Genomic DNA, 24,476 nt, shown 5'->3' on the forward strand with positions numbered 1-24,476 from the left:
ATGACCTCCACTGAGAACAAGATCCAGCCGCGCCTGAAGACTCGCTACCGCGAGGAGATCAAGGCTGCGCTGAACACCGAGTTCGACTACGCCAACGTGATGCAGATCCCCGGCGTCGTCAAGGTCGTCGTCAACATGGGTGTCGGTGACGCCGCGCGCGACGCCAAGCTGATCAACGGTGCCGTCAACGATCTCGCTCTGATCACCGGTCAGAAGCCCGAGATCCGCAAGGCACGCAAGTCCATCGCGCAGTTCAAGCTCCGCGAGGGAATGCCGATCGGTGCCCGCGTCACGCTGCGTGGCGACCGCATGTGGGAGTTCCTGGACCGTCTCGTGTCCGTCGCGCTTCCCCGCATCAGGGACTTCCGCGGCCTGTCGGGCAACCAGTTCGACGGCAACGGCAACTACACGTTCGGCCTGAACGAGCAGTCGATGTTCCACGAGATCGACGTGGACAAGATCGACCGCCCGCGCGGCATGGACATCACCGTGGTGACCACCGCGACCAACAACGAAGAAGGCCGTGCCCTGCTGAAGCACCTCGGCTTCCCGTTCAAGGAGAACTGAGCTAATGGCTAAGAAGGCATTGGTCAACAAGGCCAACAAGAAGCCCAAGTTCGCGGTGCGCGCCTACACCCGCTGCCAGCGCTGCGGCCGTCCGCACTCGGTGTTCCGCAAGTTCGGCCTGTGCCGAATCTGCGTCCGTGAGATGGCGCACGCCGGCGAGCTGCCCGGCGTTCACAAGAGCTCCTGGTGAGCCGGTGACGCCGTCGCCGCAACGGCGACGGCGTCACCCCCACAGACTTCCGGTTCGTAACCTCGGACCGGGAAACGTAAGACCTACTTCGCGATAGGCCTGCGCCGGAAACGGCAGAGGGAACCGTTGTGAGAAAGGTAGAGGTCAACCTCATGACCATGACCGACCCCATCGCAGACTTCTTGACGCGTCTGCGCAACGCCAACACGGCGTACCACGATGAGGTGAAGTTGCCCCACTCGAAGATCAAGGCGAACATCGCCGAGATCCTCAAGCGCGAGGGTTACATCGCCGACTACCGCACCGAAGACGCCGAGGTCGGCAAGACCCTCATCGTCGACCTGAAGTACGGCCCGAGCCGTGAGCGCAGCCTCGCCGGCGTGCGCCGCGTCTCCAAGCCGGGTCTGCGTGTGTACGCGAAGTCCACCAACCTGCCCAAGGTTCTGGGCGGCCTCGGCGTGGCGATCATTTCCACGTCCACCGGCCTGCTCACCGATCGCCAGGCGGCCAATCAAGGAGTGGGCGGGGAAGTCCTCGCCTACGTCTGGTAAGGGAGGCCACCACAATGTCGCGTATTGGAAAGATTCCCGTCACCGTCCCCGGCGGCGTCGACGTCTCGATCGACGGCCAGGACGTCACGGTCAAGGGACCCAAGGGCTCGCTGGCCCTGACGATCTCCGAGCCGATTGCCATTGCGAAGAACGACGACGGCACGCTCAGCGTGACCCGTCCGGACGACGAGCGTCGCAGCCGCGCGCTGCACGGTCTGTCTCGCACCCTGGTTCAGAACCTCATCACCGGTGTCACCGACGGTTACACCACCAAGATGGAGATTCACGGCGTCGGTTACCGCGTCGCGCTCAAGGGCAAGGACCTCGAGTTCGCACTCGGCTACAGCCACCCGGTCCCGATCGAGGCTCCGGAAGGCATCACCTTCGCGGTCGAGTCGCCCACCAGGTTCTCGGTGTCGGGCATCGACAAGCAGAAGGTCGGGCAGATCTCGGCCAACATCCGTCGTCTCCGTCGTCCGGACCCGTACAAGGGCAAGGGCGTGCGTTACGAGGGTGAGCAGATCCGCCGCAAGGTCGGAAAGACGGGTAAGTGATATGAGCCAGACTGCAAACCAGAAAGCCAAGCGGATTCCGCTCGGCAAGGATGCGTCCACGAAGCGTCGCCTGTCGAAGGTGCGTCGTCACTTCCGTCTCCGCAAGAAGGTCTCCGGCACGCCCGAGCGTCCCCGCCTGGTCGTCAACCGGTCCTCGCGCCACATCCACGTCCAGCTCGTGGACGACCTCGCAGGCCACACCCTGGCTGCGGCGTCGACCACCGAGGCCGACGTGCGTGCAGCGGACGGCGACAAGAAGGCCCTCAGTGCGAAGGTCGGTCAGCTGATCGCCGAGCGCGCGAAGGCAGCCGGTGTCGAGACCGTCGTGTTCGACCACGGCGGACACGGCTACCACGGTCGCATCGCGGCCCTTGCGGACGCAGCTCGCGAAGGCGGGTTGAAGTTCTGATGACCAAGACCGAGTACATGAACGGAAGGACAGCCTGATGCCGGGACGTCAGAGGCGTGACGGCGGAAGCGGACCCGCCGGACAGAATGGCCCCAACACCGGGGACAACCGCGGCGGCGGCGACCGTCGTGGTGGCGGTCGCGACGATCGTCGCGGCGGACAGTCGGCCGAGAAGTCGAACCACATCGAGCGCGTCGTCACGATCAACCGCGTGTCGAAGGTGGTCAAGGGTGGTCGTCGCTTCAGCTTCACCGCTCTGGTGATCGTGGGCGACGGCAACGGACTGGTCGGCGTCGGCTACGGGAAGGCCAAGGAAGTTCCTGCGGCCATCCAGAAGGGCGTCGAGGAGGCTCGCAAGAGCTTCTTCCGCGTTCCGATGATCGGCAGCACCATCACGCACCCGATTCAGGGTGAGGCCGCAGCGGGCGTCGTCATGCTGCGTCCGGCAAGCCCCGGTACCGGTGTCATCGCCGGTGGCGCGGTGCGTGCCGTGCTGGAATGCGCCGGCATCCACGACATTCTGTCGAAGTCGCTCGGTAGCGACAACGCCATCAATGTTGTGCATGCGACCGTCGCTGCGCTCAAGGGCCTGCAGCGCCCCGAGGAAGTTGCCGCTCGCCGCGGTCTCGCCCTCGAGGACGTTGCCCCCGCCGGCATGCTGCGTGCGCGCGCACAGGCTGGGAGCGTGAAGTAATGGCCGAACTCAAGGTCACTCAGATCAAGAGCACCATCGGTACCAAGCAGAACCAGCGGAACTCGCTGCGCACCCTCGGCTTGAAGGGCATCCGTCAGACGGTTGTCCGCGAGGACAATGCGCAGAACCGCGGTCTGATCAACGTGGTGCGCCACCTCGTCACAGTTGAGGAGGTCTAACCATGACCATCAAACTGCATCACCTTCGCCCCGCGCCGGGAGCCAAGTCCGACAAGATCCGCGTCGGTCGTGGTGAAGGCGGCAAGCGCGGCAAGACCGCAGGCCGCGGCACCAAGGGCACCAAGGCCCGCAAGAACGTGCCCGCCGCCTTCGAGGGTGGACAGATGCCGCTGCACATGCGTCTGCCCAAGCTCAAGGGCTTCACCAACCCGTTCCGCACCGAGTACCAGGTCGTCAACGTCGGCGACATCGCCCGTCTGTTCCCCGAGGGCGGACAGGTCACGGTCGAGGACCTCGTTGCCAAGGGTGCCGTTCGCAAGAACCAGCTCGTCAAGGTTCTCGGCGACGGCGACCTGACTGTCGCCGTCCAGGTGACGGTCGACAAGTTCACCGGCTCCGCCAAGGAGAAGATCGCTGCTGCCGGTGGTACCGCCACCGAGCTGTGAGCTATCACCGCTAGCCAGTAGATGGCCGCAGTACAGCCCCGCGCTGTACTGCGGCCATTTGCGGCTGTACGGGCAGCACTGCCGCAGGTCTCCCAACTGTGCGTTCAGTTGCCACTGTTAGAGTTCTAGAGTTCATTCACGGACAAGTCTGCTTACGACTTCGTCTCCCCACCGTCGTGCCAGGAGGATCTTTGCTTTCCGCCTTCGTCTCGGCCCTCAGGACCCCGGACCTGAGGCGGAAGATCCTCATCGCGCTCGGTCTCGTTGCGCTGTATCGCATCGGTGCCGTGATCCCGTCGCCGGGCGTGGACTACGCCAACGTCCGATCGTGTGTCGATCAGCTGTCGGGTGGCGATACCGCGGGCATCTACTCGCTGATCAACCTGTTCTCCGGCGGTGCACTGCTGCAGCTGTCGATCTTCGCGATCGGCATCATGCCGTACATCACGGCCAGCATCATCGTCCAGCTGTTGACGGTTGTCATTCCGAAGTTCGAGGAACTCCGGAAGGAAGGCCAGTCCGGCCAGGCGAAGATGACGCAGTACACGCGCTATCTGTCGATCGCCCTGGCGATCCTGCAGGCCACCGGCATCGTGGCGCTCGCGTCCCGCGGCCAGCTGCTGCAGGGATGTCAGGAAGAGATCATCGCAGACAAGAGCATCTTCGGTCTCGTGATCATCGTGCTGGTCATGACCGCGGGTGCTGCACTCGTCATGTGGTTTGGCGAGGTCATCACCGAGCGCGGTGTCGGCAACGGCATGTCGCTACTGATCTTCTCGGGTATCGCGTCCCGCCTGCCGTCCGAGGGCAAGGCCATCCTGGACAGTCGCGGTGGACTGATCTTCGCGATCATCTGCGTCGCGGCGCTCGCCATCATCGCCGGCGTGGTCTTCGTCGAGCAGGGCCAGCGGCGCATCCCGGTGCAGTACGCCAAGCGCATGGTCGGCCGCAAGATGTACGGCGGTTCGTCGACGTACCTGCCGCTCAAGGTCAACCAGGCCGGCATCATCCCGGTCATCTTCGCGTCGTCGCTGCTGTACCTGCCGAACCTCATCGCGCAGCTCACCGGCGCTACGTCGGCCGCCGACCCCAGCTGGTGGCAGCGGATCATCAACGAATACCTGGTGAATCCGAACAACCCGGTGTACATCGTCATCTACTTCGCGCTGATCGTGTTCTTCGTGTTCTTCTACGTCGCGATCACGTTCAATCCGGAAGAGCGCGCGGACGAGATGAAGAAGTTCGGTGGCTTCATCCCCGGTATCCGCCCGGGTCGCCCCACCGCGGACTACCTGAATTACGTGCTCAACCGCATCACCGTTCCCGGCTCGATCTACCTCGGCCTGATCGCGGTGCTGCCCCACTTCTTCCTGTCCGGAAGCCAGACCTCCAGCAGCATCTTCGGTGGTGCGGCCGTGCTGATTCTCGTCAGCGTCGCCCTGGACACGGTCAAGCAGATCGAAAGTCAATTGATGCAACGTAACTACGAAGGGTTCCTCAAGTGAGACTTGTCCTCCTTGGTCCTCCCGGTGCAGGCAAGGGCACCCAGGCCGCGATCCTGTCCGAGAAGCTCGGCGTCCCGCACATCTCCACGGGCGACCTGTTCCGCGCGAACATCGGCCAGGCCACCCCTCTCGGCCTCGAGGCGAAGAAGTACCTGGACGCCGGGGACCTGGTTCCCAGCGAGATCACCAACAACATGGTGAAGGCCCGCGTCGGCGAGCCGGATGCCGCCAACGGGTTCCTCCTCGACGGTTTCCCCCGGACCGTCGACCAGGCTCAGGCGCTCGAGGCGATCCTGGCCGAGCTGAACACCAAGCTCGACGCCGTGCTGTCGTTCATCGTCGACGAGGACGTCGTCGTCGAGCGGATGCTGGCCCGTGGCCGCGCCGACGACAAGGAAGACGTCATCCGCAACCGGCTCCGGGTGTACCGCGAGGAGACCGCGCCGCTGCTCGATCACTACAAGGAGCAGCTGGTGACCGTCGACGCCCTCGGTGAGGTCGACGAGGTCAACGCTCGCGCACTGGCAGCGCTGGGTAAGTAATGGGCTTCGGGCGTAAGCGCAAGGTCGTTCCGTTCCGGACCGCGGGAGAGTTGGACGCGATGGCGGCCGCCGGTGCCATCGTCGGTGCGGCTCTCGTCGCGGTCCGCGAAGCGGCGAAGCCGGGTGTGAGCACGCTCGAACTCGACGAGGTGGCCGAGTCGGTCATCCGTGGCGCCGGCGCCGTGCCGTCGTTCAAGGGCTACCACGGGTTCAGCGGGTCGATCTGTTCGTCCGTGAACGATCGCGTGGTGCACGGGATTCCCTCGGCAGAAGACATTCTCGCCGAGGGAGACCTCGTCTCCATCGACTGCGGCGCCATTCTCGACGGCTGGCACGGCGACTCCGCGTGGACGTTCGGTGTCGGCGACATCATCGAAGCGGACCAGCAGCTCAGCGAGGCCACCCGGCTGTCGATGGAGGCGGGGATCGCGGCGATGCTGCCCGGCAACCGGCTCACCGACATCTCGCACGCCATCGAACTCGGCACCCGCGCCGCCGAGGTCGCGCACGACCGCAAGTACGGCATCGTCGACGGCTACGGCGGTCACGGCATCGGCCGGGAAATGCACATGGAGCCGTTCCTCGCCAACGAGGGAGCCCCCGGCAAGGGGCCTCAACTGGTGGTCGGTTCGGTTCTGGCCATCGAGCCGATGCTGACCCTCGGGACCACGGATACCGTTGTCCTCGAGGACGATTGGACCGTCGTCACCACGGACGGCACCCGTGCGGCGCATTGGGAGCACACGGTCGCCGTCACCGAGGACGGACCGCGCATCCTCACCCTGCGTCCGGAGTAGCGGTCGCCGGCGGGTACAGGCCTACACGTCGATCAGCAACGTCACCGGGCCGTCGTTGACGAGGCTGATCTCCATGTGTTCGCCGAACACGCCCGTCTCGACAGTTGCGCCCAGCTCGCGCAGGGCGCCGGTGAACTCGTCCACCAGTGGTTCCGCCACGGGCCTCGGCGCCGCGGCGGACCAGGACGGTCGCCTGCCCCGCCGGGTGTCCGCCATCAGCGTGAACTGACTGGCGACGAGCACCGGGGCGTCGAGGTCGGCAGCGGACTGCTCGTTCTCCAGGATGCGTATGGTCCACACCTTCTTCGCGAGCACCGCCGCCTTCGCCGCGTCGTCCGTGTGGGTGACGCCGACCAGGACGAGCAGCCCGTGGCCGCCGGCCGGGGGAGTGATCCGTCCCACCTCGTCGCCGTCCACTCGGACCGACGCGGACGTCACTCGCTGTACCAGGGCGCGCACGCACACCATCCTTCGAGAGTCGTGACCGGTGGGTTCGGAAGCGGAATTCTCGCCGGGCGGGCGGGTCCTCCGGGGACCGCATTTGGCCTGGTGAGCAATTTCCCGTAACATGGATCAACGGTGCGCTATGCGTGCCGGTTGTCTGCGTGCCCAGTGCCGGATTCGATCCGGATTGTTCATGTTTCGGCCGGTGAAGATCCCATTGGGCGCCACGGTAACGGAAACAGATGCAATAAGCACGCCAAACCACATGGATCGCGGAGGATATGGCTAAGAAAGACGGGGCCATCGAGGTCGAGGGACGAGTAGTCGAGCCGCTGCCCAATGCGATGTTCCGCATTGAGCTCGAGAACGGCCACAAGGTTCTCGCCCACATCAGCGGAAAGATGCGTCAGCACTACATTCGCATCCTCCCGGAAGATCGCGTTGTCGTGGAGCTGTCGCCCTACGACTTGTCGCGCGGACGCATCGTTTACCGGTACAAGTAAAAGCTTCCCCGCCCGACCAGGTCGGGGAGAAGTACGTCCGCTGCGGATCTGCGTAGTGGGCTGCCACAAAACAGGAGATCAGAAGACGTGAAGGTTCAGCCGAGCGTCAAGAAGATCTGCGAAAAGTGCAAGGTGATCCGTCGTAACGGCCGGGTCATGGTGATCTGCGAGAACCTGCGCCACAAGCAGCGTCAGGGCTAGATCTCCGCTTTTCGAGGATCTGCTTGGCAACAAGCAAAGATGACCTCCCAGCACCAGCCAGTACTCACGGCTCTCGAGCAGGTACTGGTTCACCCCCGGCACGGAGGCCGGGGCCCCACTGAGTTAGTTGAAGCATTGCCGGTCGCGAGACCGCCGACGTTTGAAGAGGCACAGGGGATGGACTGGGAGCAGACCTCCGCACACCGATAGGAAATGCCGACATGGCACGTCTCGCAGGTGTCGATCTTCCCCGTGAAAAGCGGATGGAGATCGCACTTACTTACATCTACGGCATCGGCCGTACCCGCTCCAAGGAGATCCTGGACGCCACCGGCGTCAGCCCGGATCTGCGGAGCAAGGATCTCTCGGACGAGGATCTGGCCAAGCTCCGCGAGTACATCGAGGAGTCGCTGAAGGTCGAGGGTGACCTTCGCCGCGAGGTCCAGGCCGACATCCGACGCAAGATCGAGATCGGCTGCTACCAGGGCCTGCGCCACCGTCGTGGTCTGCCCGTGCGTGGTCAGCGCACCAAGACCAACGCCCGTACCCGTAAGGGTCCGAAGCGCACCATTGCAGGCAAGAAGAAGGCGAAGTAATGCCCCCCAAGTCACGTAGCACCGGTCCGAAGAAGACCCAGAAGGCGCGTCGCAGGGACAAGAAGAACGTCCCGCACGGCGCCGCTCACATCAAGAGCACGTTCAACAACACCATCGTGTCCATCACGGACCCCGCCGGAAACGTGATTTCCTGGGCGTCCTCGGGACACGTCGGCTTCAAGGGTTCGCGTAAGTCGACGCCGTTCGCCGCCCAGCTGGCCGCAGAGAATGCAGCTCGCAAGGCGCAGGAGCACGGTGTCAAGAAGGTCGACGTCTTCGTCAAGGGCCCCGGCTCCGGCCGTGAGACCGCGATCCGCTCGCTTCAGGCTGCAGGCCTCGAGGTCGGCACCATTTCCGATGTCACCCCCCAGCCGCACAACGGCTGCCGTCCGCCCAAGCGGCGTCGGGTCTAGCGGGAAGGATAGGTAGAAAAAAATGGCACGTTATACCGGACCCATCACCCGCAAGTCGCGTCGTCTGCGCGTCGACCTCGTTGGAGGCGACCAGGCGTTCGAGCGTCGTCCCTACCCGCCGGGCCAGCACGGCCGCGCGCGGATCAAGGAGAGCGAGTACCTGCTCCAGCTGCAGGAGAAGCAGAAGGCTCGCTTCACCTACGGCGTCATGGAGAAGCAGTTCCGCCTGTACTACAAGGAGGCGAACAACCGCCCCGGTAAGACCGGTGAGAACCTGCTCCGCATCCTGGAGTCGCGTCTCGACAACGTCGTGTACCGCGCCGGACTGGCTCGCACCCGCCGCCAGGCCCGTCAGCTGGTCACGCACGGTCACCTTCTCGTGAACAACAAGAAGGTCGACATCCCCAGCTACCGCGTCTCCCAGTACGACATCATCGATGTCAAGGAGAAGTCGCTGTCCACGCTTCCCTTCCAGGTTGCGCGCGAGACCCAGGGCGATCGCCCGATCCCGGGTTGGCTGCAGGTTGTCGGTGGACGTCTCCGGGTTCTGGTTCACCAGCTTCCCGAGCGTGCGCAGATCGACGTTCCTCTGCAGGAACAGCTCATCGTCGAGTACTACTCGAAGTAGGCCTGACGGCCCGTGCGTCTTTCCGGTAGTTCCGACTACCGGAAAGGCGCACGGGCACGAAGTGCCTTTCCCATCGTGGGCGTCAAATAGCGGACGCCCGTACAGGAGGAAATCCAATGCTCATTTCTCAGCGACCCACGCTGACCGAAGAGGTCATCGCTGACAACCGCTCGAAGTTCGTCATCGAGCCCCTCGAGCCAGGCTTCGGGTACACACTCGGCAATTCGCTCCGCCGTACGCTGCTCTCGTCGATTCCCGGCGCTGCTGTCACCAGCATCCGCATCGACGGCGTTCTGCACGAGTTCACCACAGTTCCCGGTGTGAAGGAAGATGTCACCGACATCATCCTGAACCTCAAGGGTCTCGTCGTGAGCTCCGAAGAGGACGAGCCGGTCACCATGTACGTCCGCAAGCAGGGCCCCGGCGCTGTGACCGCAGGCGACATCGTGCCCCCGGCCGGCGTCACCGTGAACAACCCGGATCTGCACATCGCCACCCTGAACGACAAGGGAAAGCTGGAGATCGAGCTCGTCGTCGAGCGCGGTCGCGGCTACGTCCCCGCCGTCCAGAACAAGGCGTCCGGCGCCGAGATCGGCCGTATCCCGGTCGACTCGATCTACTCGCCGGTGCTCAAGGTCACCTACAAGGTGGAGGCCACCCGTGTCGAGCAGCGCACCGACTTCGATCGGCTCGTGCTCGATGTGGAAACCAAGAACTCCATCACCGCTCGGGACGCGCTCGCTTCTGCGGGCAAGACCCTGGTTGAGCTCTTCGGCCTGGCCCGTGAGCTGAACGTCGAAGCAGAAGGCATCGAGATCGGACCCTCGCCCGCCGAGGCCGATCACATCGCTTCGTTCGGACTGCCCATCGAGGACCTGGACCTGACGGTCCGTTCCTACAACTGCCTCAAGCGCGAGGGTGTTCACACCGTCGGTGAGCTTGTCGGCCGTACCGAGTCCGATCTGCTCGACATCCGCAACTTCGGACAGAAGTCCATCGACGAGGTGAAGGTCAAGCTGCATTCGCTCGGCCTGGCCCTCAAGGACAGCCCTGCGTCCTTCGATCCCACCACCGTTGCCGGCTACGACGCCGCCACCGGAACGTGGAGCGACACGGACGCCGGTTCCTTCGGTGATGCCGAGGGCACCGAGGACTACGCCGAGACCGAACAGCTGTAGCTCACGGTCCTTTACTAGGAGATCATCATGCCCAAGCCCAAGAAGGGTGCTCGCTTCGGCGGGTCGGCTTCGCACCAGAAGGCGATCTTCGCCAATCTGGCTACCGCGCTCTTCGAGCACGGCCGCATCACCACCACGGAGTCCAAGGCCAAGGCCCTGCGCCCGTACGCCGAGAAGCTCGTCACGCACGCCAAGGCCGGAACCCTGGCTCACCGTCGCGAGGTTCTGAAGGTCATCCGCAACAAGGATGTCGTGCACACCCTGTTCGCGGAGATCGGCCCGTTCTACGCCGATCGTGACGGCGGCTACACCCGCATCATCAAGACGGTCCCCCGCAAGGGCGACAACGCGCCGATGGCGATCATCGAGCTCGTCAAGGAGAAGACCGTCACCTCCGAGGCCGACCGCGCTCGTCGCGTGAAGGCATCGAAGGATGCGCCGGTTGCTGCTCCCGCCGAGGAGAACGTCGTCGAGGCCGTCGAGGCCGAGGCAACCGACGCCGAGGTCGAGAACGCTGACGCCGTCGTCGAGGCCATCGAGGACGAGACCGCCACCGCGGCCGACGCTCCCGAGGCCGAAGAGGCCAAGAAGGACTAGTCCACTTGGTTTCGGCACACGCTGAATCGAACGAGCCCGTCGTCCCCCCGGGGGACGGCGGGCCCGTTTCGTATGAGACCCGTCGCTTGCGCCTGGACATCGCGTACGACGGAACCGATTTCTCCGGGTGGGCCCGCCAGAGCGCGTTGCGCACGGTGTGCGGCGAGATCGAAGAGAAGCTCGGCGCCGTCCTGCGCACGCCGTTGCAGCTCACGGTGGCAGGGCGGACCGACGCCGGCGTCCACGCCACCGGTCAGGTCGCGCACGTCGACGTTCCGGTCGACGCCCTGCCGGAAGACCCGTCCCGGCTGGTCCGCAGGCTCGCGCGGTTTCTGCCGAAGGACGTGCGGATCAAGCGGATCTCCTTCGCGCCCGAACACTTCGATGCACGGTTCTCCGCGATGCGGAGGCACTACGAGTACCGTCTGACATCGGCGGTCTACGGTGCCGACCCGCTCCGAGCGAGGGACACCGTGTCGTATCCGAAGGTCCTCGACCTCGAACTCATGCGCTCGGCGTCCGCGATGCTGCTGGGACTGCACGACTTCGCGGCGTTCTGCAAACGCCGCGAAGGGGCCACCACGGTCCGCGATCTCCAGCGTTTCGATTGGGAACGCGACGGCGACGTGTTCACCGCCTTCGTCAGCGCCGATGCCTTCTGCTGGTCGATGGTGCGCAGTCTCGTCGGTGCGGTTCTCGCCGTGGGGGAGGGCAGACGCGATCTCGGCTGGATCGAGGGTCTCCTCCGTGAGAAGTCGCGGTCGAGTTCGATTCTGGTGGCCCCCGCGCACGGACTGTCCCTGGTGCGGGTCGACTACCCCGAAGACGCGGATCTGGCGGCACGCAACCAGATCACCCGGGACGTTCGGACCGTGCCCGGCGGCTGCTGCGGCGACTGAAGCCGGGTCGACGACCTCCAGGATTGCCCCGGAAAGAAGGAGCGTGTTCATGACCGCAGTCGAGCCCGTCCGACTCGAGATCATCATCGGGTCCGTCAGAGTGGGCCGGATCGCTCCCGTCGTCGCCGGCTGGTTCGCCGAACGTGCGCGCGCCTACCCGGGACTGGACGTGGGGGTCATCGACCTCGCAGACACGCCGTTGCCGCAGGATCTCGGCGATTCCCCGGTGACGGACGAATTCCGCAAGCGGGTGGGCCGAGCCGACGGATTCGTGGCCGTCACCTCCGAATACAACCACGGCTACCCAGCGGCGCTGAAGACCGCGTTCGACAGTCTCAAACACGAATGGCGTTCGAAGCCCATCGGTTTCGTGTCGTACGGCGGGCTGGCCGGCGGGCTCCGGGCCACCGAACAGCTACGCCAGGTTGTGGCGGAACTGCACATGGTGTCGGTCCGGCAGAGCGTGAGCTTCCACCGCGTGCGCAAGAGATTCGACGACCAGGGGCAGACCACCGACGGCGCCGCCATCGACTCCGCGGACCGCATGCTGGCCCAGCTGGTGTGGTGGGCCGACGCGGTCCGGGTTCAGCGCGAGGCGACGCCGTACCCCGGCTAGTGCTGGTAGGCGGGCGAGTACTCCTCCACCGCGCGCGGGCGGCCGATGAAGGCCGTCTCGGACGAGATCGTCACCAGCATCAGTTCGATGCTCGTCCCTCCCGTCGACAGAAGAATCCGGTCGCCCATCGCATTGGGCTGGACGATCGACAGGTCCGGTTCGGCGCCGGGCCACTGACTCGGCTCCCCGTACAGGTAGATCGCCGTGACGCCGGCGCGGGGCGGCAGTGCGTTGACGCCGTCGAACACCACCGTGTTGAACCTGTTGTCGGACTGCGGGTTGTGACCCGCGATGCGCAACCGGTCGGGCGTGGCGATGGAGTCGATCAACGACGACCATGCGTCGGGCCGATCGGTGTGGATGAGCACCCGGGCACCTGTTGCAACGGCGCGGAACACCAGTTGCTGGGCGAGGTACAGCTCGCCCGCCACATAGACCATGCCGACGCCGGGACCTGCGATGCGGGCGGTGATTCCGTGGCCGTAGTCGTCGGAGCCGATGAGCTGGCCGCACCCCGCCGGTGGCAACTGCAGGCCGCGCAGTTCCTCGACGGACATGTCGGTCAACGGCATCACGTCGTCGAGGTCCGACATCGCGAGGGGGAGATTGGACAGCAGCCCGTCCTTGTGCCTGCCCTGCATCGAGACGAGCCCGGGAATCGCGAGCGGCTCGGGCATCGTCCGGGTGGTCACCCGGCAGGCCGCACCGATCTTCACCTGGCCGTCGTACCCGCTGGGACGGAGACGGATCGTCACCGTCGTGCCGAGGCTCGACGGAACCCACAGCTTCGCGAGCAGATCTCTCGTCAGGTACCGCGGGTCGACGCCGTAGCCGGTGTTGCACACTCCGGGCAGCGGCGCCTGCTTCCACGTCTGCGTGAAGGTTTTCGGGTCGACGCCGCGACTGATCTGCAGCGCGGCAGAGTCGATCTCGGGGGCCGTGAGAATCCGCGCGCGGCAGCCCGAATCGGCGAGGGCGCGCACGACCCGGCCGGCCGCGATCGTGATCGCGCGGGAAGCGCCTTCTTCGCCGCCTCCTCGCCGCGCCACAGCCGCGACACTCTCGGTGGCGTCGAATCGCAGGGCGAGCCAGACCATCCGGGTCGCCGTCGCCGGGAGCGGTCCGACCAGTCTGTCGTACACATCGGTCGCGGGTGTGCCTGCCGCGGCGCGATAGCCGTGGCTGACGATGTCGATTCCGGTCAGCGAGATGTCGTGCTGCACAAGGCACGCGGCGAGCGCGTCGGTGGGGAGTTCGTGCGTCGTCTGGAAGCCGTCACGGGTGATCTGGGTGAGACTGCCCGCGGGAGGAAGGACCTCGACGACGGCGACTACGTTCCCCCCGTCCCAGCGGAGCCCGACGGACTGGCCGGTCGGGGCCTGGAAACCGACGGTGCGGGACTCCGTCCGGCCGGGTTCGGTGCAGTACCGCCAGTACGTCCGGGCCCAGTCCAGGCTCGACCAGCCGCCCACCCGGACGAGCGCGGCGACGACGAGAAGGACGGTAAGCGCGACGGCGCCCCACCAGACCAGCCCGCACAGCGAGGCCACGACGCCGCCGGTCACCCCCAGAAGTTGCGCGATGATCACCTCGGCCGCCGAGAACCGAAGAGACGACGGCCGACGTGTGACGCGTGAACGGTCCATGGTTCCTCCCCCGAATACCTGAACCCCAGCAGACCAGTACCCGTCCGCCGTGAAGATTGTCGATGGAACTGTACTGTGTCACCCCGAGCGCTGTGCAGCACGGGGGAGGAACAATGGCTGTAACACCCACCACCCGGTGGCAGGTCAACGGGTATCGCTTTCTGGTCAGAAGGATGGAGCACGCCCTGGTGCGTCGCGACGTCCGAATGTTGCACGACCCCATGCGGTCGCAGTCACGCGCACTCGCGGTGGGGGTCGTGATCGCGTCGCTCGGCCTCGCCGGGTGCGCAGCGCTGGCGCTGTTCCGTCCGCAGGACAAGATCGGCGACGCGTCGATCGTCGTCGGCAAGGATTCGGGCGCAATGTTCGTCGTCATGGGCGACACACTCCGTCCCGTCCTGAATCTCGCGTCCGCCCGGCTCATCGTCGGAAAGTCCGAGAATCCGGTGATCGTCAAGGAATCCGAACTCGACACCCGCCCGCGCGGTGCCCTCGTCGGGATTCCCGGCGCGCCGTCGGCACTGCCGACCGGAGATCCCGCGGCGAAGACCCCGTGGACCGTGTGCGATTCGATCGCAGCCGACGGAAGTCATTCCGTCACAACATCGGTCATCGTCGGCCAGCCGGAGGCCTCCAACGGTGGCGGGACCCTCACGGGAGATCAGGCACTGCTCGCGTCGACTTCCGACGCGTCGTACCTGATCTACGGCGGCAAGCGGGCTCGGGTCGACCTGGACGACCCTGCTGTCACCCGTGCGCTGGGCCTCGAAGGCGCCCGGCCGCGCCCGGTGAGCAAGGGTCTCATCAACGCCATCCCCGAAGTGCCGCCACTCACGGCACCCGTCATTCCAGGGGCCGGGAGCAGCCCCCGGTATCCGTTGCAGGACAAGGTCGTGGGATCGGTGTTCAGGGCGCTCATCGGCTCCGAGACCGCCCACTACGTGGTCCTTCGCGACGGCATCCAGAAGATCAGCTCGGCTGTCGCGAACCTGATCTTCCTGTCGGACTCGCACGGCGAGACCGAGATGTCGAGCGTCCCGCCGGACGCCACCAAGCGAATCCCCTCCGTGGAACAGCTTGCGGTGGACAATTTCCCGGAGTCGGCACCCACGATCGTCGATGCCTCCGACAGTCCCGTGAGCTGCCTGACCTGGCAGCCTCTCCGTGCGCCGGACGAGACCGGCTCGAGTGGTCCGGCGGCCGAACTGTCGCTGGTCGCGGGCCGGACCCTTCCGATCCCCGGCGACGCCCGCGCGGTCGAACTGGCCCAGGCGGACGACGCGGGCGACAACGCCGACACGGTCTACGTACAACCGGGGACCAGCGGTTTCGTGCAGTCCACCGGCATCGAGCCCACGAGCACACGACGCGACAGCTGGTTCTTCGTCGCGGACACGGGAGTTCGGTTCGGCATCCCGGACAAGGACGCGGACAAGGACTCCGCCAAGGCATTGGGTCTCGACGGCGCCCAGCCTCTCGCGCCCTGGCAGATACTGGGCCTCCTGGCGCAGGGCCCCTCGCTCGGAAAGTCGTCGGCGCTCGTCGCACACGACGGTGTCGCGCCGGATCTCGACCCTGCCGCTGTCGCGTCAGGATCCAAGTAGGAGTTCGCGGGGAGGATGCCGGCGCGCGCAAGCGGCCGGCATCCTCCCCGGCGGAGCGGATCGGGTCAGTGCCGGTCGGTCGCCGAGCGGAACCGGCGGCGGAGCGGAAACGACGCCAGGACGCCGAGCACGAGCAGTGCACCCAGTGTTCCGGTGGCCGCCACAGCGACGTTGCGCGGCCGATGATCCGGGGGAGCAGCGGCCGGAAGCGCGTCGATCGCGACGGAATTCGACTGATCGACGGTGACATCGTCGAGGGGAACGTCGGCGGTGACTGCAGCCAGCGGATCGATGATGCCGTGTCCTACCGACGGATTCCACCCCTCTGCCGGGGCATGCGCCGTGGCCTCGATACGGGCCATGACCTGTTGTGCGGAGAGTTGCGGGAACCGCGAACGGACCAGGGCGACGGTCGCCGAGACGAACGGGGCGGCGAAACTGGTTCCCTGCACCGGCTCGGCGTTGCCCTCCGGGCCGTAGGTCGTGTTCGTCAGGTCGCCGGTGGTCGGGTGCAGCGACGTCAGACCGGTTCCCGGAGCAGCGACGTCGACCCATGGACCGGCCAGGCTGAAGTCGCTCGCCGACCCGTTCGTGTCGACTGAGCCGACGGTGAGCACGTAGTCGTCGTACCACGCGGGACTGGCAATCGTGCCCACGGAGTCCGACAGATCGGCGCCGGGCCGGAGGGGGTCGACCGGTGGATTCTGAATCTTGCAGTCTCCGGAACCGAAGTTGCCTGCCGCCGCGACCACCACGGCGTTGTGCACCGTGACCGCGTATTTCACGGCGGCCCCGACGTACCGGTCGCCGCTGCCGATCCCCTCCGCAGCGGTCTTGCACGCGACCTCGGAGATATTGATGACGGTCGCACCCTGGTCGGCCGCACGCCGGATCGCCGTCGCCATCGTCACGACATTTCCGTATCCGCCGACCGCGTTGCCCGCGTTGTCGACCTCGTCGGCCTGGCCGGCGGGGTTGTACGCTTTGCTCGACTGCCGGATCGACAGGATCCGCGAATCCGGTGCGCCGCCGGAGAAACCGGAGCCGGGCACCTGCGAGGCACCGATCAACCCGGCGACGAGCGTGCCGTGCGCGTCGCAGTCGACCGTCCCGGTCTGCGTCCCCACGAGGTCGCCGCCGTCCATGAGTCCGGGGAGTCGGGGGTGCGGCGAGACGCCGGTGTCGATCACCGCGACGAGCTGACCGGCACCCCTGGTGATCGGCCAGACCGATTGGAAGTCGAGATCACGCTGGGCCGCCGGGACGTCGGGGCCGTCCGGTACGCGCACGGCATCTTTGCAATTGCGGCGTAGCTCGGCCTTCTGGCGGTCCGCCGGTGGAACGAGTCCGACGTCCACGGGAGCGGGCACCACGGCCGAGGCGCCGCCCTGACCCACGGCGGCGGTGACCGCCACTATCGCGGTGGCCAGGACGACGCGGGTGAGCCGGCGCCTCACAGTCCACGCATCAGCGAGTAGAGACCGGTCACCCAGCACACCAGCGGGACGATCGACGCGATCACCGCCAGATCGATGAGCTCGGCCACGCGCCGCATCACGGGCGAGAACGTCTGGCGGGGGGCGAGGATTCCCAGCACCAGCCCCCCGACGGCGAACAGGATCGCGACCGCGAACGACGCGATCGCGAAGTCGGGCACGGCGACGGCCGCGGCGGTGAGCAGCAGAACCAGTGTCGTCACCCCGCCCGCGATCAGCGGAACGGCCTGCTCGGCGCTGCTGTACGTGCGTCCCCGGAACATCAAAACGGTCGCGGTGGCGACTGCGAGAGAGAGCCCGGGCCAGAAGATTCCGTCGTGCACGCCGGGATGCGCCGCGACGAGGGCGCCGATCACGGCGAGTGCCGTCATCGCTCCCACTAGGCCCGTGAGGTACTTGCGGGCACGTGCCGCACGCTGTGCGAGGGAGTCGAACGAGGGCATCGTGACCTCGTCGTCCGGGTCGTCCTCGGACGGATCGACCGACGTGCCCGGCGCCGGGACGGGAGGCAGCGGAAGCTTCGCCAGCAGTATCGACACCCGGGCCGAGAAGGCGAGTCCGATCAGCGCCGCCGCCACGACGCCCGCGCCGACCGCGGCGATCGGGCTGCCGAACAGCGTGGCGACGAGCGCGGCGATCGATCCGAACAGCGACGTCACCGACAGTGCCGTGAACAATCGCAGTCCGACACCGCCCAGCCGCAACGCCAGAACGGCGGTGGTGCCGGCCAGTGCGAGCCCGAGGAGCACGTGCGCAGCGCCGAGATCGCCGGGCACGAACAGCATTCCCGCAGCGAACGAGAGGGGAACGGCGCACCCGCTGAGGACCACGGAACTGGGCGCGTCGCCGTAGACGCGGCCGGTGACCGCTCCCGCGATCAGGAACAGCAGGGCCGTCGCGAGGGCACAACCCGCCCCCAGAAATCCTTCCGTCCCCGCCCCGGACCACAACAGCGCGAACGAACCGACGACGGTGCCGAGCACGGCGGCGACGGAGCCCACGACCCGCGCGGAACCCCGGGTCCACTCGCGGTCGCCCTCGGCGTCCGCGATCGCGACGTTGTACATGATGTCGTCGAAGAGCGGCGGCGGTGCGCCGGCGTGCACGCTCTGGAGCACGAGGAGATCGCCGTCGCGGATTCCGTGCTCGTGCAACGTCAACGTGGTCGAGAGCGGCGAGTGCCCGATCTTCGCGAGAACCCATTCGCTCGGTTCGTACTGTTCGAGGGAGTCGTCGAAATCGTTGGTACTGCGATGGGTGCGGATGGTGTCGACGATCCCCGGGACGAGGATGGCGAGCGGCACACCGAACGGTACGGCCATGTCGACCTGCGAATGCGTCGACAGGACGGTGATGCGGCACAGATCTGCCGCGGCACCGGGACGGGTGGACGAGGCGGATCCCCGCGATTCGTCATGGGTGATGGACACTGCGAATTCCCCCAACTCTTCCGACGCACAACCCCATCTGCGCCGTTACGACACCGATCGACGACCGGTCACGGATCGTCGTCCGATTTGATCACCGGTGACCTTACGACACTGCAGGCGGCGCCTCCAGTGTCCTCCAGGGCCCGGACCTCCTATATGCCCGATCGCCCTCCATGGGTTAGTGTCTGACTTCGCGGATCGAGCCCAGGGGGGCGGACCCGGAGTTTCGGGATCGGATCGGCTGCACGGTTTTTTCGGGGCGGTTGTAGTCATGGGGGGCGAGTAGTGAGCACTATTCGGTTCGTGCGCAAAGCGCGACGGGAAGTACCACGCATTCCGGGCGGCGAAGTGAGCCTGCAGGCTCCGCCCGAGATTCCACGTCTGGTTCCCGGAAACCTTCTGACCAAGCTCCTTCCCGTGGTCATGGTCGTCGCCATGGTCGGGATGATGGCCCTGATGTTCTCGTCGGGCATGGCCCGTAATCCGATGTCGATGCTCTTTCCCGTCATGATGATGGTGTCGATGCTCGGCATGCTGGCAGGCGGTGGCCGTGGCGGCCCGAAAGCGGCGGAGGCCAACGAAGACCGCAAGGACTACCTGCGCTACCTCGATCAGCTGCGGCGCGACGTCAGCGAGACCGGCGAGCAGCAGCGAAAAGCGCTCGACTGGAGTCACCCCGAACCCGGCCTGCTCTGGACCCTCGCAGGCACGGCGCGCATGTGGGAACGCCGCATCACCGACCCCGACTACTGCCACGTGCGCGTCGGCCGGGGAAGCCAGCGCCTCGCGACCCGCCTGATCGCGCCGGAGACCGGACCGGTAGAGGACCTGGAACCGGTTGCAGCGGTGTCGCTTCGTCGCTTCGTCCGCGCCCACTCCGTCGTTCAGGATCTGCCCACCGCGGTGTCGCTGCGCGGCTTCGCGGCCATCTCCGTGGAAGGGAACCGGGGTACCGCACGGTCCCTGGTGCGGTCGATGCTCATGCAGTTGTGCGCATTCCACGGCCCGGACAATCTCCTGGTCGCCGTCGTGTGCGGCCCGGACACGGAGCACGAGTGGGACTGGGCGAAGTGGTTGCCGCACGCGCAGCACCCGGACTCGTCCGACGGTGTCGGTTCGTCCCGCATGATCTACGGCTCGATCCTCGAACTCGAATCCGCGCTCGGCCCGCAGCTGTCGATGCGAAACCGGTTCTCGCGCAACGCGCCCGCCGCGCCCGGTGTTCCGCAGTTCGTCATTGTCGTCGACGGTGGGATTCTCGAGGGCGAATCGGGGATGATCACCGACGGCGGCGTCGACTCGGTCTCCGTTCTCGACATCAGCGGCTTCTGCCCGCGACTGACGGCTACGCGTGGCCTCCAGCTCGTCGCGCAGGACGGATCCCTCGGCGCCCGCAGCGGGGCCGGAGTGGAGATGTTCGCCACAGCGGACCTCGTCAGCGCTCACCAGGCGGAAACACTGGCCCGGCGGCTCGCGCCGTACCGGACGGCGTCGCAGACGGCGGTGGACGCCGGCGACGACGACCAGCCGGTACAGACGTGGAGCCAGATGCTGGGGATCGGCGACGTCGGCCGTCTCAACCCGGATCACGCGTGGCTGCCCCGCCAGGGCCGCGACCGCCTGCGTGTCCCGATCGGTGTGGGAGTCGACGGTCACCCCGTCGAGATCGACCTCAAGGAGTCGGCCGAGAACGGAATGGGGCCCCACGGCCTGTGCATCGGTGCCACCGGTTCCGGTAAGTCGGAGTTCCTGCGGACGTTGGTGCTCGGGCTGATCTCGACGCATTCGCCCGACGCGCTCAACCTCGTCCTCGTCGACTTCAAGGGCGGAGCCACGTTCCTCGGTCTCGAGGACGCGCCGCACGTCGCCGCGGTGATCACCAACCTCGCCGAGGAACTCGCGATGGTCGACCGGATGCGGGACGCCCTCGCCGGTGAGATGAACCGACGCCAGGAACTCCTGCGCTCCTCCGGGAATTTCGCGAACGTCACCGAATACGAGAAGGCCCGCCAGGCCGGCGCCGACCTCGACCCGCTGCCCGCACTGTTCATCGTCGTCGACGAATTCTCCGAACTGCTCAGTCAACAGCCCGAGTTCGCGGACCTCTTCGTCGCCATCGGCAGGCTCGGCCGCTCGCTGCACATTCACCTGCTCCTGGCGAGTCAGCGGCTCGAAGAAGGCAAACTGCGAGGCCTCGACAGCCACCTGTCGTACCGGATCGGCCTCAAGACGTTCTCGGCCAACGAATCGCGCACCGTGCTCGGCGTGCCGGACGCCTACCACCTGCCCGCGACTCCGGGCGCCGGATACCTCAAATGCGATTCCGCGGAGATCGTCCGTTTCCAGGCATCGTACGTGTCCGGCACCTACGAGGGCAGTCGGGTCGACACCGTGCGGCGGCCGGGTGAGGCGGCGGTCGAACTGCGGCCGAAGATCTTCACGGCCGCGCCCGTTGCCGTCGACGTCGTCGAGATCCTCGACGAACCACAGTCGCTCCACCTGACCGAGGAGGCTGCGGAGACCCGCACCACCATCGACGTCGTGGTCGAGCGGATCAAGGACCGCGGACCGCGCGCCCACGAGGTGTGGCTGCGGCCCCTCGACGCCGCGCCGACCCTCGACCAGATGCTGCCGAGGTCCGTTCTCACCGAACCGGTTCCCGCGCTGAGCTCGCTGCGTGCACCGATCGGGATCATCGACAGGCCCTACGACCAGCGGCGCGACCCGCTCGTCGTGGATCTGTCCGGCTCCACCGGCAACATGGCGGTGGTGGGTGGACCGCAATCGGGCAAGTCCACTGCGATCCGCACGCTCATCACGTCGCTGGCCGCCACCCATTCCGCGGAGCAGGTGCAGTTCTACTGCCTCGACTTCGGTGGCGGCACGCTCGCCGGACTGTCGGGACTTCCGCACGTCGGCTCGGTCGCCAACCGCCTCGACGTGGACCGGGTGCGGCGCACCATCGCCGAGATGAACACCATCGTGCGTCAACGCGAGGAGCGTTTCCGCGAACTCGGTGTCGAGTCGATGGCGGAGTTCCGCCGTTTGCGCGCGTCCGACCCCGCTAGTGGCGGCCCGGCTGCGGGGCTCGCGCAGGACCCGTTCGGCGACGTCTTCCTGGTGATCGACGGGTTCGGCAGCATCCGTCAGGATTTCGAGGCTCTCGAACAGCAGATCACCAACCTTGCGTCGCAGGGGTTGTCGTACGGCGTGCACGTCGTCCTCACCGCGTCACGGTGGGGCGAGGTCCGGCCCGCGCTCAAGGATCAGCTCGGCACGCGCATCGAGTTGCGGCTCGGTGATCCCTCGGATTCCGACCTCGGTCGCAAGACCGCGGCACTCGTTCCCGAAGGCAGGCCCGGACGCGGCATGATCCGCGACAGCCTGCATCTGCTGGTCGGGTTGCCGAGGTTCGACGGGAACTCGGATCCGACCGACCTGGCAACCGGGGTGGCGCACGCGGTGTCGGCCGTCGCCGCCGCGACCCACGGTCGACCCGCTCCGGCAGTGCGAATGCTGCCCGCACAGATCGCGCGCGAAGATCTGCTCCACGCTGCTGGGGGGTGGCCGTCCTACCTCGACCCCGCGCAGGCATGTCTGCAGATTCCGATCGGCCTCGACGAGGCCGAGTTGGCCCCGACATTCCTCAACTTTGCCGAGCAGCCCCACTTCCTGGTGTTCGGCGACACCGAATGCGGTAAGACGACGCTCCTGCGGAACATCTGCGAGGGCATCATGGCGTCGAACACGAGCAAACAGGCGAAGATCATTCTCGGCGACTACCGGCGCACGATGCTCGGTGTCGTCGAAACGGAGCACCTCGCCTCGTACGCACCGTCCGAGGACGTGCTGGGGACGAACATGAGGGATCTCGCGTTGCTGCTGAAGGAGCGCATGCCCGGTCCCGGTTTCAGCCGCCAGCAGCAGCGCGACCGGTCCTGGTGGTCGGGCCCCGAGATCTTCGTCGTCATCGACGACTACGACCTCGTCGTGACTTCGAGCGGCAACCCCGTCTCCGCGATCGTCGAATTCCTGCCGCACGCCCGTGACATCGGATTCCACCTGATCATCGCGCGACGCTCCGGCGGTGCCGCACGGGCAATGTACGAACCGGTCATCGCACGCCTGCGCGATCTGCAATCCACGGGCCTCGTGATGAGCGGCAACCGGGAGGAAGGCAACCTCATCGGCACCGTTCGTCCGAGTGCGATGCCTCCCGGACGCGGAACGCTGGTCAACCGTGCGGGTACCGGCCTGATCCAGCTCGCGTGGATGCCCCCGCTGTGATGTCAACGGTCGCGATTCACCTCACTGAATCCGGCATGTGGTCCTGCGTGCAGGGCGCGACGAGGGCGGTACACGAGACGACACCGCTCTGCTTCGTCGACGACGAGTACATCGACGTCGACGGTGGTGTTCTCGCGGTGTCCGACGCACTGACCGCGGTGTTCCGGTCTGTGATCGGCGGTGTGGGGAAGGCGTCGCCGGTCGCGACGGCGGTCCTGTCGCACCCGACGGAGTGGGGTTCCGCGCGTCGGGACGTGCTCGCCGCCGCGGGTTCACGAATCGCCGCCGACACTGTGCTGGTTCCGGTCGCCGTTGCGGCGGCCGAGAGTGCTGTTTCTTCCGGTGGTCGATGGCTTGTGCTCGAAAGCCGGACGATGGGAGCCACGGCCAGTTACGTGGTCGGTGAGGTCGGCGGATACCGGGTCGTCGCATGCGAGCACGACCCGTCGCTCTGCGCCGACGAGGGGATCGACGAGTGGGCTGCGGCAATAGTGGAACTCGGCGCGCGGGCATTCGATGATCGCCCTGTCGACGGACTGATCCTGACGGGAGTCGGAGATTCGCAGGAGCGCGCATCGATGCGGGACGCCGTGACCGCGGTCGCGTCCCCGAACACCGATGTCCGGATCGTCACCGGCGAAGAGATTGCCCGGGCACTCGCCGCCGGCGTGGTCGACGTCGATGCAGCGGCGCCGACGATGGCTGTACCGCAGGCGAACTGGCTCGAACCGGCACTGCAGGGATCGGATCGCGGCTATCGGCGGAACGTGCGGCCCACGTTCCTCGCGGTGGCTGCGGTGCTGGCAGTGGTCGTCGGAACCGTCCTCGTCTTCACACTTCGCGACCCCGATGCCGGCACCGAAACGGTCCGCGCACTCGACGGAAGCGCGGCCCCGGCGGCCCCGACCCCGACTCTCACTCGGTCCGCGGTGCCGACCACCACCACGGCGGACGCGGACCTCGAGGTGGGCGGCATTCGCGTGACGCTGCCGCGCGGATGGAAGGAACGGGCGCCCGCCGCGTCGACCTCCTCCGTGCCACGGCTGGAGTTGGTGCCTGCGGGTGGAGCAGACAGGCGAATCATCATCACGCAGACCGCGGTTCGAGAGGGTTCCGGATACGACGAGGTGGCGGCGACGCTCGCGTCGAAGATTGCGCAGCGCGGCCGACCCGAACTGTTCGGCGAACTCGAGCGCGACGTCGTGTTCGGAGGTCGACCCGGCATCGCGTACAGCGAGTTCCCCGACGAGAGTTCCGCGGTGCGATGGCACGTCCTCGTCGAACGCGACCTCCAGGTGAGCGTCGGCTGCCAGTTCCTGGCCGAGGAGTGGGAATCGATCGAGAGCGTGTGCGAAGACGTCGTGCGGTCGCTGGTGATCGTCCAGTGACCCAGTTCTCTTCGCCGGAAAATCTTCCACAGAGGTGGAACCGATTGGGCGGATGACGCGTCCAATCTTGTGTAGGGGTGAATTCGGGCAGTCCAGTGGGGGCCGCCGCACCGAGA

27 protein-coding genes are annotated in these 24,476 nt (G+C 66.5%); 23 read left to right on the plus strand and 4 right to left on the minus strand.

Annotation, left to right across the window (positions count from 1 at the left end; all coding sequences use genetic code 11):
• The 11 genes from rplE (at window position 1) to map (ending at window position 6,434) form a co-directional block, all read left to right on the plus strand.
• Window positions 1–567, plus strand: coding sequence for a 50S ribosomal protein L5 (gene rplE / locus I1A62_RS41015; RefSeq protein ID WP_005239642.1), 567 nt, complete (start codon window positions 1–3; stop codon window positions 565–567).
• A 4-nt stretch (window positions 568–571) separates the two neighbouring features.
• Window positions 572–757, plus strand: coding sequence for a type Z 30S ribosomal protein S14 (locus tag I1A62_RS41020; RefSeq protein ID WP_005239644.1), 186 nt, complete (start codon window positions 572–574; stop codon window positions 755–757).
• A gap of 152 nt (window positions 758–909) precedes the next feature.
• A complete protein-coding gene (gene rpsH, locus I1A62_RS41025; protein WP_005239657.1) occupies window positions 910–1,308 on the plus strand; it encodes a 30S ribosomal protein S8 in 399 nt (132 codons plus the stop codon).
• A gap of 14 nt (window positions 1,309–1,322) precedes the next feature.
• On the plus strand, window positions 1,323–1,862 hold the full coding sequence (gene rplF / locus I1A62_RS41030; protein ID WP_087558461.1) for a 50S ribosomal protein L6: 540 nt from the start codon (window positions 1,323–1,325) through the stop codon (window positions 1,860–1,862).
• Between the two features lies 1 nt (window position 1,863).
• On the plus strand, window positions 1,864–2,271 hold the full coding sequence (rplR, locus tag I1A62_RS41035; protein WP_015889921.1) for a 50S ribosomal protein L18: 408 nt from the start codon (window positions 1,864–1,866) through the stop codon (window positions 2,269–2,271).
• A gap of 37 nt (window positions 2,272–2,308) precedes the next feature.
• Window positions 2,309–2,965, plus strand: coding sequence for a 30S ribosomal protein S5 (rpsE, locus tag I1A62_RS41040; RefSeq protein WP_072945703.1), 657 nt, complete (start codon window positions 2,309–2,311; stop codon window positions 2,963–2,965).
• Complete coding sequence (rpmD, locus tag I1A62_RS41045) at window positions 2,965–3,144, plus strand: 50S ribosomal protein L30 (RefSeq protein ID WP_005253859.1); 180 nt, start codon at window positions 2,965–2,967, stop codon at window positions 3,142–3,144. The genes rpsE and rpmD overlap by 1 nt, the downstream gene beginning before the upstream one ends.
• A gap of 2 nt (window positions 3,145–3,146) precedes the next feature.
• A complete protein-coding gene (rplO, locus tag I1A62_RS41050) occupies window positions 3,147–3,590 on the plus strand; it encodes a 50S ribosomal protein L15 (protein ID WP_005239667.1) in 444 nt (147 codons plus the stop codon).
• A 191-nt stretch (window positions 3,591–3,781) separates the two neighbouring features.
• Window positions 3,782–5,095: a preprotein translocase subunit SecY gene (gene secY, locus I1A62_RS41055; RefSeq protein ID WP_087558460.1), complete on the plus strand. Its 1,314-nt coding sequence runs from the start codon at window positions 3,782–3,784 to the stop codon at window positions 5,093–5,095.
• On the plus strand, window positions 5,092–5,637 hold the full coding sequence (locus I1A62_RS41060) for an adenylate kinase (protein ID WP_015889923.1): 546 nt from the start codon (window positions 5,092–5,094) through the stop codon (window positions 5,635–5,637). The genes secY and I1A62_RS41060 overlap by 4 nt, the downstream gene beginning before the upstream one ends.
• Entirely contained in the window at window positions 5,637–6,434 is a 798-nt protein-coding gene (gene map / locus I1A62_RS41065; RefSeq protein WP_160103638.1) for a type I methionyl aminopeptidase, read from the plus strand. The genes I1A62_RS41060 and map overlap by 1 nt, the downstream gene beginning before the upstream one ends.
• Window positions 6,435–6,455: 21 nt before the next feature.
• Here map and dtd read toward each other — a convergent pair whose 3' ends face one another.
• A complete protein-coding gene (gene dtd / locus I1A62_RS41070; protein ID WP_124394571.1) occupies window positions 6,456–6,893 on the minus strand; it encodes a D-aminoacyl-tRNA deacylase in 438 nt (145 codons plus the stop codon).
• Between the two features lie 266 nt (window positions 6,894–7,159).
• Between dtd and infA the strand changes: the two genes are divergently transcribed.
• The 9 genes from infA to I1A62_RS41115 all read left to right on the plus strand — a co-directional run bounded on the left by infA (window position 7,160) and on the right by I1A62_RS41115 (window position 12,509).
• Complete coding sequence (gene infA, locus I1A62_RS41075) at window positions 7,160–7,381, plus strand: translation initiation factor IF-1 (protein ID WP_003418601.1); 222 nt, start codon at window positions 7,160–7,162, stop codon at window positions 7,379–7,381.
• Between the two features lie 87 nt (window positions 7,382–7,468).
• On the plus strand, window positions 7,469–7,582 hold the full coding sequence (gene rpmJ, locus I1A62_RS41080; protein ID WP_003938068.1) for a 50S ribosomal protein L36: 114 nt from the start codon (window positions 7,469–7,471) through the stop codon (window positions 7,580–7,582).
• Between the two features lie 221 nt (window positions 7,583–7,803).
• Window positions 7,804–8,178: a 30S ribosomal protein S13 gene (gene rpsM, locus I1A62_RS41085; RefSeq protein ID WP_005239677.1), complete on the plus strand. Its 375-nt coding sequence runs from the start codon at window positions 7,804–7,806 to the stop codon at window positions 8,176–8,178.
• Window positions 8,178–8,591 (plus strand): 30S ribosomal protein S11, encoded by a 414-nt coding sequence (gene rpsK / locus I1A62_RS41090; RefSeq protein ID WP_005239680.1) that lies wholly within the window; start codon window positions 8,178–8,180, stop codon window positions 8,589–8,591. Before rpsM ends, rpsK begins: the two co-directional genes overlap by 1 nt.
• A 22-nt stretch (window positions 8,592–8,613) precedes the next feature.
• Entirely contained in the window at window positions 8,614–9,219 is a 606-nt protein-coding gene (gene rpsD, locus I1A62_RS41095; protein WP_005253863.1) for a 30S ribosomal protein S4, read from the plus strand.
• Window positions 9,220–9,335: 116 nt separating this feature from the next.
• The gene (locus I1A62_RS41100) at window positions 9,336–10,397 is read left to right on the plus strand and encodes a DNA-directed RNA polymerase subunit alpha (RefSeq protein WP_005239684.1); all 1,062 of its coding nucleotides are present in this window, start codon (window positions 9,336–9,338) and stop codon (window positions 10,395–10,397) included.
• Window positions 10,398–10,424: 27 nt separating this feature from the next.
• A complete protein-coding gene (rplQ, locus tag I1A62_RS41105; RefSeq protein ID WP_124394572.1) occupies window positions 10,425–10,994 on the plus strand; it encodes a 50S ribosomal protein L17 in 570 nt (189 codons plus the stop codon).
• A gap of 5 nt (window positions 10,995–10,999) precedes the next feature.
• Window positions 11,000–11,893 carry a tRNA pseudouridine(38-40) synthase TruA gene (gene truA, locus I1A62_RS41110; protein WP_192582033.1) on the plus strand — a complete coding sequence of 298 codons (894 nt, stop codon included), beginning with the start codon at window positions 11,000–11,002 and terminating at the stop codon, window positions 11,891–11,893.
• Between the two features lie 49 nt (window positions 11,894–11,942).
• Entirely contained in the window at window positions 11,943–12,509 is a 567-nt protein-coding gene (locus I1A62_RS41115) for an NADPH-dependent FMN reductase (RefSeq protein ID WP_219457924.1), read from the plus strand.
• Here I1A62_RS41115 and eccE read toward each other — a convergent pair.
• Window positions 12,506–14,155, minus strand: coding sequence for a type VII secretion protein EccE (gene eccE / locus I1A62_RS41120; protein ID WP_124394575.1), 1,650 nt, complete (start codon window positions 14,153–14,155; stop codon window positions 12,506–12,508). The genes I1A62_RS41115 and eccE overlap by 4 nt on opposite strands.
• Before the next feature lie 113 nt (window positions 14,156–14,268).
• Between eccE and eccB the strand changes: the two genes are divergently transcribed.
• On the plus strand, window positions 14,269–15,759 hold the full coding sequence (gene eccB / locus I1A62_RS41125) for a type VII secretion protein EccB (RefSeq protein ID WP_219457926.1): 1,491 nt from the start codon (window positions 14,269–14,271) through the stop codon (window positions 15,757–15,759).
• A 65-nt stretch (window positions 15,760–15,824) separates the two neighbouring features.
• On the opposite strand, the gene mycP is transcribed toward eccB, so the two are convergent.
• Window positions 15,825–17,216, minus strand: a complete 1,392-nt coding sequence (gene mycP / locus I1A62_RS41130) for a type VII secretion-associated serine protease mycosin (protein WP_219457927.1) — start codon at window positions 17,214–17,216, stop codon at window positions 15,825–15,827.
• On the minus strand, window positions 17,213–18,685 hold the full coding sequence (gene eccD / locus I1A62_RS41135) for a type VII secretion integral membrane protein EccD (RefSeq protein ID WP_219457930.1): 1,473 nt from the start codon (window positions 18,683–18,685) through the stop codon (window positions 17,213–17,215). The genes mycP and eccD overlap by 4 nt, the downstream gene beginning before the upstream one ends.
• Before the next feature lie 285 nt (window positions 18,686–18,970).
• Here eccD and eccCa point away from each other — a divergent pair, with 285 nt between their 5' ends.
• Window positions 18,971–22,972: a type VII secretion protein EccCa gene (eccCa, locus tag I1A62_RS41140; protein ID WP_219457932.1), complete on the plus strand. Its 4,002-nt coding sequence runs from the start codon at window positions 18,971–18,973 to the stop codon at window positions 22,970–22,972.
• The gene (locus I1A62_RS41145) at window positions 22,954–24,360 is read left to right on the plus strand and encodes a type VII secretion-associated protein (protein WP_257890670.1); all 1,407 of its coding nucleotides are present in this window, start codon (window positions 22,954–22,956) and stop codon (window positions 24,358–24,360) included. The genes eccCa and I1A62_RS41145 overlap by 19 nt, the downstream gene beginning before the upstream one ends.
• Window positions 24,361–24,476: the final 116 nt, after the last annotated feature.

It is taken from the genome of Rhodococcus sp. USK10, assembly GCF_019378875.1.
GTDB lineage: Bacteria > Actinomycetota > Actinomycetes > Mycobacteriales > Mycobacteriaceae > Rhodococcus_F > Rhodococcus_F pseudokoreensis.